Origin of the sequence: Streptomyces sp. IMTB 2501 (assembly GCF_001953885.1) — a bacterium.
Taxonomy (GTDB): domain Bacteria; phylum Actinomycetota; class Actinomycetes; order Streptomycetales; family Streptomycetaceae; genus Streptomyces.
Genome location: NZ_MQUS01000013.1, coordinates 109,279 through 122,883 on the forward strand (window position 1 = coordinate 109,279; position 13,605 = coordinate 122,883).

Genomic DNA, 13,605 nt, shown 5'->3' on the forward strand with positions numbered 1-13,605 from the left:
CTGGAACGCACCATTCCGGCCAGACGGTATGCCCATGGCACATTCACCAGGCAAATACGTCGACTTCGAGGGCTTACGGCAGCAGGCGGTCGCCTTGCGCCGGGCCGGCTACAGCCTCCGGCAGATCCGGGACGAGCTGAAGATCTTCAACAACGACATCCTCAACCAGCTGGTCAAGGGCGAGCCCCCACCGGAGTGGACCAAGCGCCCGAACGCGAAGGACGACCTCCGGGCAAAGGCCCGGGAGCTACGGCTCCAGGGCTGGACCTACGACCAGATCGAGGCGGAGCTGGGGTGCTCGCGCAGTTCGGTGTCGCTGTGGGTACGGGACCTTCCGAGGCCCGAACCCCGGTACACGCCGGAGGAGCAGCGCGCACTCATGCGAGAGGGTCTGGCAAGGCGCCGCGCCACAGAGAGGGAGAAGCTCGAAATGACCAAGGTGGCCGCGCTGCGAGAGACCGGAGAACTCACCGATCGCGAGCTCTTCATGGTGGGCGTCGCGCTCTACTGGGCAGAGGGGTCGAAGAGCAAGCCGTACGACCGCCGAGAGCGCGCGATCTTCGTCAACAGCGACCCCGGAGTGATCAAGACCTACTTGGCTTGGCTGGACCTGCTCGAGGTGGACCGCGAGCGCCTGAACTTTCGGCTGCTCATCCACGAGTCGGCGGACGTCGATGCGGCGCACCGCTTCTGGTCAGCCGTCGCCGACGTCGACACGTCGGTGTTCGCCAAGCCGACCCTGAAGAAGCACAATCCCAAGACCGTCCGCAAGAACACCGGGGACGACTATCACGGCTGCCTGGTCATCGGCGTAGCCCGAAGCGCCCACTTGTACAACCGCATCGAAGGCTGGTGGGCCGGAATCGTGGCCCAAGCCGAGACACGTCTCGGGTAAGGTCTGAGGCGCTGTCCCCCGTGGTGTAACTGGCAGCACACTGGTTTTTGGTACCAGCAGGACAAGGTTCGAATCCTTGCGGGGGAGCCACAGCACACAAGACCTAGGTTCGGGCCCTGACCTCCCAGTCAGGGCCCGCTCTCATGTCCCCCACGAAACGCCCCGGTATCCTGCGGCTGTCATCCCCACTCAACCCTCAGCCGAAGGGCAACCCCGTGAGCGCCATCCGCCCGGCCGCCGTCGTCGTTCTCGCAGCGGGTGAGGGCACCCGTATGAAGTCGGCCACACCGAAGGTCCTGCACGAGATCTGTGGCCGTTCCCTGGTCGGTCATGTGCTGGCCGCCGCCCGTGAGTTGGACCCGCAGAACCTGGTCGTGGTCGTGGGCCACGCCCGTGAGCAGGTCGGTGCCCACCTCGCCGAGATCGACCCGGCCACCAGGACCGCCGTACAGGCGGAGCAGAACGGGACCGGGCATGCCGTGCGGATGGGCCTGGAGGAGCTGGGCGGGGTCGTGGAGGGGACCGTCGTGGTCGTGTGCGGGGACACGCCGCTGCTCACCGCCGACACCCTGAAGCAGTTGGCCGGGACCCACGCCGGCGACGGCAATGCCGTGACCGTGCTGACGGCCGAGGTGCCGGATGCGACCGGTTACGGCCGGATCGTGCGGGACGAGGCGACGGGCGCCGTCACCGCGATCGTGGAGCACAAGGACGCGACCGAGGCTCAGCGGGCGATCCGGGAGATCAACAGCGGGGTGTTCGCGTTCGACGGGCAGTTGCTGGCGGACGCGTTGAAGAAGGTGCGGACGGACAACAGTCAGGGTGAGGAGTACCTGACTGATGTGCTCGGGATTCTCCGGGAGGCCGGTCACCGTGTGGGCGCTTCCGTGGCGGGCGATCACCGGGAGATCGCCGGGATCAACAACCGGGTGCAGCTCGCCGAGGCGCGGCGGATTCTGAACGACCGGTTGCTGACGGCCGCGATGCTGGACGGGGTCACGGTCGTCGACCCTGCCTCGACCTGGGTGGACGTGACCGTGACCTTCGAGCGGGACGCCGTCGTTCTGCCGAACACGCTGCTGACCGGGTCGACGCATGTCGGTGAGGGTGCCGAGGTGGGGCCGAACAGCCGGTTGAAGGACACGCGGGTGGGTGCGGGGGCGCGGGTGGACAACACCGTGTCGGATTCTGCTCACGTCGGTCCGAACGCGAGTGTGGGGCCGTACGCGTATCTGCGGCCCGGTACGCGGCTGGGTGCGAAGGGCAAGATCGGGACCTACGTCGAGACGAAGAACGCGTCCATCGGCGAGGGGACGAAGGTGCCGCATCTGTCGTATGTGGGGGATGCGACGATCGGTGAGTACACGAACATCGGGGCGGCGAGTGTGTTCGTGAACTATGACGGTCAGGACAAGCACCACACCACGGTCGGGTCGCATTGCCGTACTGGTTCGGACAACATGTTTGTGGCTCCTGTCACGGTCGGGGACGGTGCGTACACCGCCGCCGGGTCTGTGATCACGAAGGATGTGCCGCCCGGTTCGCTGGCCGTGGCCCGTGGTCAGCAGCGGAATATCGAGGGTTGGGTGGCTCGGAAGCGTCCGGGGAGTGCGGCTGCGAAGGCGGCCGAGGTGGCGTCCCGGCGGGGTGAGAGCGAGGAGTGACCGGAAACGGGTGCGTCGAACTCGGCGTACCGTGATAAGTGCACTTCCGCACTGTGCACCCCGCACCCTTACCAGCTGATTTGGCCTCTCATGCCCAGCCGAGAGGTCGCCGAGCAGCCGGCTGGCTGAGACAACCTCTGAGGAGACTGTGCTGTGACCGGGATCAAGACGACCGGCGAGAAGAAGTTGATGTTCTTCTCCGGCCGCGCCCACCCCGAGCTTGCCGAGGAGGTCGCCCAGCAGCTGGGTGTCGGGGTCGTCCCGACGAAGGCCTTCGACTTCGCGAACGGCGAGATCTACGTCCGTTACCAGGAGTCGGCGCGTGGTGCCGACTGCTTCGTGATCCAGAGCCACACGGCTCCGATCAACCAGTGGATCATGGAGCAGCTGATCATGATCGACGCGTTGAAGCGTGCGTCGGCTCGCTCCATCACGGTGATTGTGCCGTTCTACGGTTACGCGCGGCAGGACAAGAAGCACCGGGGTCGTGAACCGATTTCGGCGCGTCTGATCGCCGATCTGATGAAGACGGCGGGTGCGGACCGGATTCTGACCGTGGATCTGCACACGGATCAGATCCAGGGTTTCTTCGACGGTCCGGTGGACCATCTGTTCGCGCTGCCGCTGCTCGCGGACTATGTGGGTACGAAGGTGGACCGGGACAAGCTGACGATCGTGTCGCCGGACGCGGGCCGGGTGCGGGTGGCGGACCGGTGGTGCGACCGGCTCGGTGCGCCGCTGGCGATCGTGCACAAGCGGCGTGACAAGGACGTGGCGAATCAGGTGACCGTCCACGAGGTCGTGGGTGAGGTCAAGGGCCGGGTGTGTGTCCTGGTCGATGACATGATCGACACGGGTGGCACGATCTGTGCGGCTGCGGATGCGCTGTTCGCGCATGGTGCGGAGGACGTGATCGTGACTGCGACGCATGGTGTGCTGTCGGGTCCTGCGGCGGACCGGCTGAAGAATTCGCGGGTGAGTGAGTTCGTGTTCACGAACACGCTGCCGACGCCTGCGGAGCTGGGCCGGGATCTGGACAAGATCACGGTGTTGTCGATCGCTCCGACCATTGCGAGTGCGGTGCGTGAGGTGTTCGAGGACGGTTCGGTGACGAGCCTGTTCGACGAGCAGTGAGGTGTTCGCGGTCCTGTTGTGAGGGCTAGGCGGAGATCCTTTTGAGTGCGGCCTCCCTGTCCGAGTAGACTGTTGCAGTTGCTCGGCGAGGGAGGCCGTACTTGTGTGTACGGCGGTCCGTTATCGACGCGCTCTTCGTAGCAGGCCGTTCGTGGCCGGGTGACCACGTCCGTTCCGTTCCTGCGAGGAGTGATCGATATGTCCGAGGTGAAGCTCGCCGCCGAGACCCGTACCGAGTTCGGTAAGGGTGCCGCCCGTCGCATCCGCCGTGACAACAAGGTTCCGGTTGTTCTGTACGGCCACGGCACCGAGCCGGTGCACCTGACCCTGCCGGGTCACGACCTGTCGCTGGCGCTGCGTACGCCGAACGTCCTGATCTCCCTGGACATCGACGGCAAGACCAACGAGCTGGCGATCCCGAAGGCCGTCCAGCGTGACGCGATCAAGGGCTTCCTGGAGCACGTGGACCTGCTGCTGGTCAAGCGTGGCGAGAAGGTCACGGTCGAGGTTCCGGTGCACGCCGAGGGTGAGCTGGCTCCGGGTGGCAACCTGCTGGAGCACGTGCTGAACACGCTGCCGGTGGAGGCCGAGGCCACGCACATCCCTGAGGCTGTCACGGTCTCCGTGGAGGGTCTGGAGGCCGGTGCCTCTGTTCTCGCCAAGGACATCGCGCTGCCGAACGGCGTGACTCTGGCCGTGGAGGAGGACGCTGTCGTTCTGCAGGTTCTGCAGGCGCAGGCCGAGGAGGCCGTCGAGGGCGAAGAGGCCGCCGAGGGCACGGAGGCGGCGGAGGCCTGATCCTCCCCGTCGTCATCGACTGTTCAGCCGCCGCTTCCCTCGCCGGGAGCGGCGGCTGGCGCGTATCAAGGAGACATGGACGTGACCACCCCCGCCAGTAGTGATCCCTGGCTGATCGTCGGGCTCGGGAATCCCGGGCCGGAGTACGCCATGAACCGGCACAACGTCGGTTTCATGGTGGTGGACCTGCTCGCGGAGCGGATCGGGGGGAGGTTCAAGCGGGCGGGTAAGGCGCAGGCGCAGGTGCTGGAGGGGCGGATCGGTCCGGTGGGGCCGGCGAATCGGCGGGTGATCCTGGCGAAGCCGATGTCGTACATGAATCTGTCCGGTGGTCCGGTGAACGCGTTGAAGGATTTCTACAAGGTGCCGGTGGCGAACATCGTGGCCGTGCATGACGAGCTGGACATCGACTACGGGGTGCTGCGGCTGAAGCTGGGCGGTGGTGACAATGGGCACAACGGCCTGAAGTCGATGACGAAGGCGATGGGTTCGGATTATCACCGGGTGCGGTTCGGGATCGGTCGGCCGCCGGGTCGTATGCAGGTTGCGGATTTTGTGCTGAAGGATTTCTCGTCGGCGGAGCGCAAGGAGCTGGACTACTTCGTGGACCGTGCGGCGGATGCGGCGGAGTGTCTGGTGATCGAGGGGCTGGAGCGGGCGCAGGGTGCGTACAACTCCTGAGTTGGCGCGTACAACTGGTGACTTGTACGGCTTTGGTTCCCGGGTGAGTTGACCGGTCGTGGCGGTATGGCCAATGATCCCGGCCATGTCTGCCACAGCTTCCGCCTCTGCTCGTCGGGCCTCCGTGACCGCTCTGCGGTTCGGGCGGGTCGCGGCGATGGGCACGGTCGCCGCGTTGATTCTGTTCGCCGGTGTGTGGGGCTCCTGGGGGACCGCGCAGCACGTGATGCTGGCGAAGGGGCGTGAGGCGGGGACGGTGCGGGTGACGCGGTGTGCCGGGGACAGTTGTTCGGGGCCGTTCAATCCGACGTCGGAGGGATCCCTGGCACGTGCGCGTGTGGAGCTCACGAAGTCCGTCGCGGTGCGGCAGGGGCAGACGTATGACGTCGTTCTGAAGCCGGGTACGTCGGACGCGGTGCGTTCGGGGCCGGCGGGGATCTTGTACGCCTGGGTGCCGTTGGGCGGGGCGTTGCTGCTGGCTTCGGTGGTGGTGGCGGGTGGGCTGCGGCTGACGCGGGCGGCGTGGGTGCTGGGGCTTTCGGGGGCGGTGTTGCTGACGTCGGCGTTTCTGGCGGTGCAGTGAGGCGGTGACGAGGGTGCCCCCGGGGTCGTACGACCTCGGGGGCACCTTTTTGTGTCGTGTGCTTGTGTCGTGCTTGTTGTGTTGTTGTGGTCAGCCGGTGTTGCGTAGGCCGGCTGCCACGCCGTTGACGGTGAGGAGCAGGGCGCGGGAGAGCAGGGGGTCGGGGGTGACGTCGGCTGCGGCGGCGTCGCGCTGGCGCTTGAGCAGGGTGACCTGGAGGTAGGAGATGGGGTCGAGGTAGGCGTCGCGGATGGCGAAGGTCTGCTTCAGGTCGGGCTGGGCGTCCAGCAGTTCCTGTTCGCCGGTGATCCGCAGGATCTCGCGGACGGTGAGTTCGTGTTCGGCCTTGATGGTGTCGAAGACGTGCTTGAGGTCGTCGGGGACGAGGGTGTCGACGTAGTGCTGGGCGATGCGCAGGTCGGTCTTCGCGAGGGTCATCTCGACGTTGGAGATGAAGTTCTGGAAGAAGTGCCACTGCTGGTGCATCTCGTCGAGCACGGTGTCCCCTTCCTGCCGCAGGCCCGCTTCGCGCAGGGCCTTGAGGCCGGAGCCGACGCCGAACCAGCCGGGGACGATCTGCCGGGACTGGGTCCAGCCGAAGACCCAGGGGATGGCGCGCAGGCCGTCGAGGCCGGCGCCGGAGTCGGGGCGTCGGGAGGGCCTTGACCCCAGGTGCAGGTCGGCGAGCTGGTCGACGGGGGTGGAGGCGAAGAAGTAGGCGGGCAGGTCGGGGTCCTCGACCAGGCGGCGGTACGCGGCGTGGGCGGCGTCGGAGACGACGTCCATGGCGGTGTCCCAGCGGGCGAGGGCCTCGTCGGACTGGCGGGGTGCGGTGTGCAGGGCGGATGCCTGCAGGGTGGCCGCGACCGTCAGTTCCAGGTTCTCCCTGGCCAGGGAGGGGATGAGGTACTTGTCGGAGATGACCTCGCCCTGCTCGGTGACCTTGATCTCGCCTTCGAGGGTGCCCCAGGGCTGGGCGAGGATGGCGTTGTGGGAGGGGCCGCCGCCGCGGCCGACGGTGCCGCCGCGGCCGTGGAAGAGGCGCAGTCGTACGCCGTACCGGTGGGCGACGTCGCGCAGGCGGCGCTGGGCGCGGTGGATCTCCCACTGGCTGGTGGTGATGCCGCCGAACTTGGAGGAGTCGGAGTAGCCGAGCATGACTTCCTGGACGTCGCCGCGCAGCGCGACCAGGCGCCGGTAGGACGGGTCGGAGAGCATGTCTTCGAGGATGGTGTCGGCTGCGCGCAGTTCGTCGGTCGTCTCCAGGAGCGGCACGATGCCGATCTTGGCCCAGCCGGCGTGCAGGTCGACGAGTCCGGCCTCGCGGGCGAGGACGGCGGCGGCGAAGACGTCGTCGGCGCCCTGGCACATGGAGATGATGTAGGACTCGATGACCTCGGGTCCGAAGACCTCCAGGGCCTTCTTGACGGTCTCGAAGACGCCGAGGGTCTTGGCGCCGGCGGCGTCGACGGGTGCCGGGGTGGAGGCCAGCGGGCGGCGTGACCTCAGTTCCTTGGCGAGGAGCTTGGCGCGGTATTCGCGGGGCATGTCGGCGTAGCGCCAGGACTCCTCGCCGAGGCGGTCGAAGAGCTGGCCGAGGGCGTGGTGGTGGGCGTCGGCGTGTTCGCGGACGTCCATGGTGGCGAGCTGGAGGCCGAAGGCGGCGAGGGTGCGGATGGTGCGGTTGAGGCGGCCGTCGGCGAAGAGTGCGCCGCGGTGTTCCCGGAGGGAGGTCTGGATGAGCCGCAGGTCGGCGAGGAGTTCGGCGGTGCCGAGGTAGTCGCGGCCCGCTTCGTGCGGGATGCCCTTGGCGAGGCGCTGCTTGGTGTTGACGAGCTTCTGGCGGATGCAGGTGGCCTTGAGCCGGTAGGGCTCCTCGGCGTTGAGGCGCTTGTAGCGGGGGCTGATCTCGGGGAGCAGTTCCAGGTCCTGTTGCAGGGACTGCAGCAGTTCGTCGGTCGCCCCGGTGTAGCGGATGGAGTTGGAGAGCAGTCCGCGCAGTTCGTCGATCATCTCCAGGGCGTCGTTGATGCCGTGTTCGTGCTGGAGGATGAGGACGTCCCAGGTGACCTGGGGGGTGACGTTGGGGTTGCCGTCGCGGTCGCCGCCGATCCAGGTGCCGAAGGTGAGGGGGCGGGTGTCGGCGGGGAGCTTGACGCCGACGCGCTCCAGTTCCGCGGTGAGGTCCTCAAGGACGTCGCCGACGGCGTCGGCGTGCAGTTCGTCGAGGTAGTAGATGGCGTTGCGGGCTTCGTCGGCGGGCTCGGGGCGTACGACGCGCAGTTCGTCGGTCTGCCATACCAGGTCGATGTTCTCGGCGAGGCGGACGTCGTGGCGGCGGCGGTCGGAGTCGAGGACGGGGAGTTCCAGGAGCGCGGCGATGCGCCGGAGCTTGTTCAGGACCGAGCGGCGTGCGGCTTCGGTGGGGTGTGCCGTGAACACCGGGCGAACGTTCAGGTGCTGGACGGTCTGCTGGAGGTGTTCGGGGTCGGCGTCCTTGAGCCGGTCGGCGGTGCGGGCGAGGAGGCCGCCCTCGGCGGCGCGCCGGGCGCGCAGTTCGCGGCCGCGGTGCACCTGCTCGGTGACGTTGGCGAGGTGGAAGTAGGTGGAGAAGGCGCGTACCAGCTTGGCCGCGGTCTCCAGTTCGGTGCCGCGCAGCAGCTCGGCGGCGGCGTCGCCGTCTTCGCGGGTGAGGCGGCGGACCTTCTCGACCAGGTCGAGGAGCTCGGGACCTTCCTGCCGTACGAGGGTCTCGCCCAGGAGATCACCCAGCCGGCGGATGTCGGCGCGCAGCTCGCTGCTGGTCGTGGTGGTCTGGTCGTCGGCACTGCTCACAGGTGCGGCTCCTTGCAGTGTTGAAGCTCAGTCTGGGAGGGAACCCGGCCGGCTGGCAGGCGGCGGGCGCCGCATACGGGCCGGAGCGTCCGGGAAGGAAACTTCAGCGGACCGCGCTGTCCGACCGAGACCAAGGATAGGTGGCCATGTGGACGCGCAGGGTCTGGGGCTCTTGCCGCCGCTCGCCACGCTGCCATACTTACGTCGCCGTAGGTTACGGAACCGTAGGGAAGTACCGCTCGACTCCCGTCCCGTTCCGGTGGCCCGGCATCTGCCCCGACCCTCGACCCCACAGGGGACGCGCATGACCTCCAGTTCCGATGTGATCGAAGAAGCGCCCAAGGCCGACGACACTGCCTACCCCTCCGCCACGCTGGGTGGCGAGCAGAAGCGTTCGATCGAGCAGATCACGCTGCTCCTGTTCATCACCGTGCCGTTCCTGGCACTCGTGGCGGCTGTGCCGCTGGCTTGGGGCTGGGGGGTGAGCTGGCTCGATCTGGGCCTGCTGGTCTTCTTCTACTACCTGGGATGCCACGGCATCACGATCGGTTTCCACCGGTATTTCACGCATGGTTCGTTCAAGGCCAAGCGGCCTCTGAGGATCGCGCTGGCGATCATGGGCTCGCTGGCGGTCGAGGGGCCCCTGGTGCGCTGGGTGGCCGATCACCGCAAGCACCACAAGTTCTCCGACGCGGAGGGCGACCCGCACTCTCCGTGGCGGTTCGGGGAGACGGTCCCGGCGCTGATGAAGGGTCTGTGGTGGGCTCACATCGGATGGATGTTCGACGAGGAGCAGACCCCGCAGGACAAGTACGCACCGGATCTGATCAAGGACCCGGCGATCCGGGCGATCTCCCGGCAGTTCGTGTACTGGACCGCCGTGTCCCTGATCCTGCCGCCGCTGATCGGGGGTCTGGTGACGATGTCCTGGTGGGGCGCGGTGACCGCGTTCTTCTGGGGTTCACTCGTACGGGTGGCGCTGCTGCACCATGTGACGTGGTCGATCAACTCGATCTGCCATGCGGTGGGCAAGCGGCCGTTCAAGTCGCGGGACCGTTCGGGCAATGTGTGGTGGCTGGCGGTGCTGTCGTGCGGGGAGTCGTGGCACAACCTGCACCACGCCGACCCGACGTCGGCGCGGCACGGGGTGATGCGCGGCCAGATCGACTCCTCGGCCCGCTTCATCCGGATCTTCGAGCTGCTCGGCTGGGCGTACGACGTGCGCTGGCCGTCACGCTCACGTATCGATTCGCGCCGTAACACCCAAGATGACGGTTCCCGGCGCCGGAAGGTGGGCGCCGAGGCGGCATGATTGACGCCGTGGCGACCGACTCCAGCAGCACCTCCAGCAACGACAAACCGCGGCGGACCCGCCGGACCCGTATGACCGGCGCCGAGCGCCGCCAGCAGCTGCTGGAGATCGGTCGCACTCTCTTCGCGGCGAAGGGTTTCGAGGGCACCTCGGTGGAGGAGATCGCGGCCAAGGCCGGGGTGTCCAAGCCGGTGGTGTACGAGCACTTCGGCGGCAAGGAGGGCCTGTACGCGGTGGTGGTGGACCGCGAGATGCGGCGGCTGCTGGACATGGTGACCAGCTCGCTGACGGCCGGCCACCCGCGTGAGCTGTGCGAGCAGGCGGCTTTCGCGCTCCTCGACTACATCGAGGAGTACACGGACGGCTTCCGCATCCTGGTCCGTGACTCCCCCATCCCCCAGTCCACGGGCTCCTTCGCCTCGCTGATCTCGGACATCGCCACGCAGGTGGAGGACATCCTGGGCCGCGAGTTCAAGAGCCGGGGCTTCGACCCCAAGCTCGCGCCCCTGTACGCGCAGGCCCTGGTCGGCATGGTCGCCCTGACCGGGCAGTGGTGGCTGGACGTACGCCGCCCGAAGAAGGCGGAGGTCGCGGCTCACCTGGTGAACCTGGCCTGGCACGGCCTGGACGGCCTGGAGCAGAAGCCGCGGCTGATAGGCCACCGCAAGGCGTAGCCCCGGCGGCGGGTGGCGGGCGGGGCGTTCGTACGATCGGGCGGTGGCCAAGCAGCGTACGTCCCGCGCCCCGCAGGGCGTCGTCCCGATGGAGCGGAAGAAGAAGGCCGGGACCGTCCTGTGCGGCGTGCTCACCGTGGGCCTGCTCGCGCTCACCGTCTATCTGGTCGGCTCGGCCGTCGGACATCTCGGGTTGATCGGCCGCCGGCTGGGTCTGCGGGTCGAGGACTGCGAGGTGACGTCCAGCAGTGCCCCGCGCGGGGGCGGCAGGGCGGAGGTCTCGTACGCCTGCTCCGGAGAGGTGACCTCCGACGGCACGACGCGCCGGATCACGGCGTACGACTTCACCTCCTACCCCCTCACCCTCGACCCGGTGCAGGTGTCCCAGGAGCCCTGGGGGACCTGGGTCCCGGTGGATCACGGCACCTGGAACCAGGTGGGCCGCGCGGTGTCCCCGCTGGTCCCGCTCGGGTTCACGTATCTGTTCGCCAGGGGCACCCTGATCGGTTACCGCCGCTGGAGGAACTCCAGCCGGTTGCCGACGGGGTCCTGCGAGTAGAAGCGCAGATGGCCGGGGAGGTTGTCGTCCCAGGTCACCGGGGCACCGAGGGCGGTCAGCCGGGCTGCGTACGCCTCGATCTCCGTGACCCTGAGGCCTGGATGCGCCTTTTTCGCCGGACGGAAGTCATTCGCGATGCCGAGGTGCAGCTGGACGGGCCCCGCCGCGAACCAGCAGCCGCCGCGCGCGGCCGGCACAGGTGGCTTGGGGATCTCGGTCATGCCGAGGACACCGACGTAGTACGACCGAAGGGCGGGCTCGGACCCCGGCGGTGCCGCCAGCTGCACATGATCGACCGCGGCCAGCACTCTCAGGCCTCCTTCACGGCGACGGCGAACAGCCGGCGGAACGGCATGACCGTGCCGTACGGCGCGCTCGGGTAGGCCTGCCGCAGCAGGTCCCGGTACTCGGTGAGGAACGCGTCCCGCGCCTCGGGGTCGTCGGCGAGCGCGGTCAGCGCGGGCCGCAGACCGGTTCCCTTCACCCAGTCCAGGACCGGGTCCTCGCCGTGCAGGACGTGCAGATACGTCGTCTGCCACACGTCGGTCGCGCAGCCGAGGCGGGCGAGGCGGTCCAGATAGGCGCCGGGTGTGTGCACCGAGTCGGTGTGGCGCAGGACGTCGGCGAGGCGGGACTTCCAGCGCGGGGTGCCGGCGAGTTCGCGCATCAGGGCGTGCAGCGGGGCGTCGATGTTGTCGGGTACCTGGAAGGCGAAGACGCCGCCCGGCTCCAGGCCGGCGATCCAGTGGGCGAACCGCTCCACGTGGCCCGGCACCCACTGCAGCGTCGCGTTGGAGACGATCAGGTCGTACGGCTCCTCGGGCGTCCAGGTACGGACGTCGGCGGCGGCGAAGTCCAGCCGGCCGCCCCCGGCCGTGGGGCCCTCGTGCCCCGTGTGGGCCGCGTCGAGCATCTCGGGCGAGTTGTCGTAGCCGGTGACGTGGGCGGTGGGCCAGCGCCGGGTGAGCTGGACGGTGACGTTGCCGGGGCCGCAGCCGAGGTCGGCGATGCGGGGCGCCTGTGCGGGCAGGTCCGGGACGCGGGCGAGGAGATCGGTGAAGGGACGGGCCCGGTGATCGGCGTGCCGCAGGTACTGACCGGGGTCCCAGATGGCGTTCGTCATGACCACCACTCTCCCCACCCAAATATCTCGAAGTCAAGAGACTCGACGTCAAGAGACTTCATGTCGACACAACCACTACACTGATCTCATGGAGGACGAGGTCGATCGGCTGGTCGCAGCGTGGCGCCGGGAACGTCCGGACCTCGACGTCGAGCCGCTGGAAGTGCTCAGCCGGGTGAGCCGACTCGCCCGGCATCTGGACCGTGCGCGCCGGCTCGCCTTCGCCGAGCATCAGCTGGAGCCGTGGGAGTTCGATGTGCTGACCGCGCTCCGGCGCGCGGGCACGCCGTATCAGCTCTCCCCCGGCCAGCTGCTGACGCAGACCCTGGTCACGTCGGGCACGATGACCAACCGCATCGACCGTCTGGCCAAGAAGGGCCTGGTGGAGCGGCTGCCCGACCCGAGTGACCGGCGCGGTGTGCTGGTCCGGCTGACCGACACCGGCCGGGACCGCGCGGACCAGGCGCTGGCCGGGCTGCTGGAGCAGGAGCGGGCGATCCTCGCCGAGCTGTCCCGCGCCCAGCGCGCGGAACTGGCCGGGCTGCTACGCCAGTTGACCGCCCCGTTCGACAACGTCCCCGGTTAGGTCGGCCGGTCCGACCCCCGCGCGGCGGGCGAGCGCCACGGCGGCCAGCGTGGAGTGGACGCCCAGTTTGCCGAGGACGTTCTGCATATGGGTGCGCACGGTGTGCGGGGAGAGGAACAGCCGCTCGGCGACGGCCTTGCGGCCCAGGCCCGCGACCATGCACCTGAGGACCTCCCGCTCCCTCGGTGTGAGGGACTCCACCAGCCGCTCGCTCTCGGTACGGTGCCGGCGTGCGGCGGTGAGTTCGCGGAGCACACCGGTGAGCAGGGCGGGCGGCAGATGGGTCTCGTCGCGCAGCACGCCCCGGATCACCGTCAGCAGCCGGGACAGCGAGCAGTCCTTGGCGACCCACCCGGAGGCACCGGCCTGGAGGGCGAGCGCCGCCCGCCGGGGATCGTCCTTCTCGGCGAGCACGACGATCCGTACGGCGGGCTGGGCCGCGCGCACGCCCGCGACCAGGGAGATCCCGTCGACCAGGCCCTCCTCGTCGCCCTCCTGCACGGGCACGGCCGGGCGGGTGCCGGGCACCGCGCCGCCGAGGTCCGCGTCGACCAGGAGGACGTCGAAGCGACGGCCCTCACCGGCCGCCCGCTCCAGACAGCGCAGCGCGGCGGGGCCGCTGCCGGCGGCGGAGACGTCGACGTCCGGCTCGGCGGCCAGGGCGGCGGCGAGCGACTCGGCGAAGATGCGGTGGTCGTCCACGACCAGGACTCGGATACGAACCACGAAACCCCCTTCCCCAGGCTCCGCGCGGAGCCGGG

Annotated in this window: 14 protein-coding genes and 1 tRNA gene; 11 read left to right on the forward strand and 4 right to left on the reverse strand. The window is 68.6% G+C overall.

The features are described 5' to 3' along the window. Positions 1–34: 34 nt before the first annotated feature. From AV521_RS22935 to AV521_RS22965, 7 genes are all read left to right on the forward strand, one after another. Complete coding sequence (locus tag AV521_RS22935; protein ID WP_076090369.1) at positions 35–895, forward strand: helix-turn-helix domain-containing protein; 861 nt, start codon at positions 35–37, stop codon at positions 893–895. Between the two features lie 14 nt (positions 896–909). Next, positions 910–985: transfer RNA gene (locus AV521_RS22940), tRNA-Gln, on the forward strand. A 125-nt stretch (positions 986–1,110) separates the two neighbouring features. Further along, positions 1,111–2,559: a bifunctional UDP-N-acetylglucosamine diphosphorylase/glucosamine-1-phosphate N-acetyltransferase GlmU gene (gene glmU, locus AV521_RS22945; RefSeq protein WP_076090370.1), complete on the forward strand. Its 1,449-nt coding sequence runs from the start codon at positions 1,111–1,113 to the stop codon at positions 2,557–2,559. Positions 2,560–2,712: 153 nt separating this feature from the next. Beyond that, positions 2,713–3,693 (forward strand): ribose-phosphate diphosphokinase, encoded by a 981-nt coding sequence (locus AV521_RS22950; protein ID WP_076090371.1) that lies wholly within the window; start codon positions 2,713–2,715, stop codon positions 3,691–3,693. Between the two features lie 198 nt (positions 3,694–3,891). Beyond that, positions 3,892–4,491 carry a 50S ribosomal protein L25/general stress protein Ctc gene (locus AV521_RS22955; RefSeq protein ID WP_076090372.1) on the forward strand — a complete coding sequence of 200 codons (600 nt, stop codon included), beginning with the start codon at positions 3,892–3,894 and terminating at the stop codon, positions 4,489–4,491. 75 nt (positions 4,492–4,566) lie between these two features. Continuing rightward, complete coding sequence (pth, locus tag AV521_RS22960; protein WP_076090373.1) at positions 4,567–5,172, forward strand: aminoacyl-tRNA hydrolase; 606 nt, start codon at positions 4,567–4,569, stop codon at positions 5,170–5,172. A gap of 73 nt (positions 5,173–5,245) precedes the next feature. Further along, entirely contained in the window at positions 5,246–5,755 is a 510-nt protein-coding gene (locus AV521_RS22965) for a hypothetical protein (RefSeq protein ID WP_179023318.1), read from the forward strand. A 90-nt stretch (positions 5,756–5,845) separates the two neighbouring features. Here AV521_RS22965 and ppc read toward each other — a convergent pair whose 3' ends face one another. After that, entirely contained in the window at positions 5,846–8,590 is a 2,745-nt protein-coding gene (gene ppc, locus AV521_RS22970; protein ID WP_076090374.1) for a phosphoenolpyruvate carboxylase, read from the reverse strand. 304 nt (positions 8,591–8,894) lie between these two features. Here ppc and AV521_RS22975 point away from each other — a divergent pair, with 304 nt between their 5' ends. The 3 genes from AV521_RS22975 to AV521_RS22985 are packed head-to-tail and all read left to right on the forward strand — an operon-like array spanning position 8,895 to position 11,135. Then, complete coding sequence (locus AV521_RS22975) at positions 8,895–9,902, forward strand: fatty acid desaturase (RefSeq protein WP_076090375.1); 1,008 nt, start codon at positions 8,895–8,897, stop codon at positions 9,900–9,902. Next, complete coding sequence (locus tag AV521_RS22980; RefSeq protein WP_067049993.1) at positions 9,899–10,576, forward strand: TetR/AcrR family transcriptional regulator; 678 nt, start codon at positions 9,899–9,901, stop codon at positions 10,574–10,576. The genes AV521_RS22975 and AV521_RS22980 overlap by 4 nt, the downstream gene beginning before the upstream one ends. Before the next feature lie 43 nt (positions 10,577–10,619). Continuing rightward, the gene (locus tag AV521_RS22985; RefSeq protein WP_076090376.1) at positions 10,620–11,135 is read left to right on the forward strand and encodes a hypothetical protein; all 516 of its coding nucleotides are present in this window, start codon (positions 10,620–10,622) and stop codon (positions 11,133–11,135) included. On the opposite strand, the gene AV521_RS22990 is transcribed toward AV521_RS22985, so the two are convergent. Next, the gene (locus tag AV521_RS22990) at positions 11,084–11,443 is read right to left on the reverse strand and encodes a VOC family protein (protein ID WP_076090377.1); all 360 of its coding nucleotides are present in this window, start codon (positions 11,441–11,443) and stop codon (positions 11,084–11,086) included. The two genes, AV521_RS22985 and AV521_RS22990, sit on opposite strands and share 52 nt — an antisense overlap. A gap of 2 nt (positions 11,444–11,445) precedes the next feature. Further along, positions 11,446–12,258 carry a trans-aconitate 2-methyltransferase gene (locus AV521_RS22995; RefSeq protein WP_076090378.1) on the reverse strand — a complete coding sequence of 271 codons (813 nt, stop codon included), beginning with the start codon at positions 12,256–12,258 and terminating at the stop codon, positions 11,446–11,448. An 88-nt stretch (positions 12,259–12,346) separates the two neighbouring features. Between AV521_RS22995 and tamR the strand changes: the two genes are divergently transcribed. Next, a complete protein-coding gene (tamR, locus tag AV521_RS23000; RefSeq protein ID WP_076090379.1) occupies positions 12,347–12,844 on the forward strand; it encodes a MarR family transcriptional regulator TamR in 498 nt (165 codons plus the stop codon). Here tamR and AV521_RS23005 read toward each other — a convergent pair. Continuing rightward, complete coding sequence (locus tag AV521_RS23005) at positions 12,803–13,570, reverse strand: response regulator transcription factor (RefSeq protein ID WP_076090380.1); 768 nt, start codon at positions 13,568–13,570, stop codon at positions 12,803–12,805. The genes tamR and AV521_RS23005 overlap by 42 nt on opposite strands. Positions 13,571–13,605: the final 35 nt, after the last annotated feature.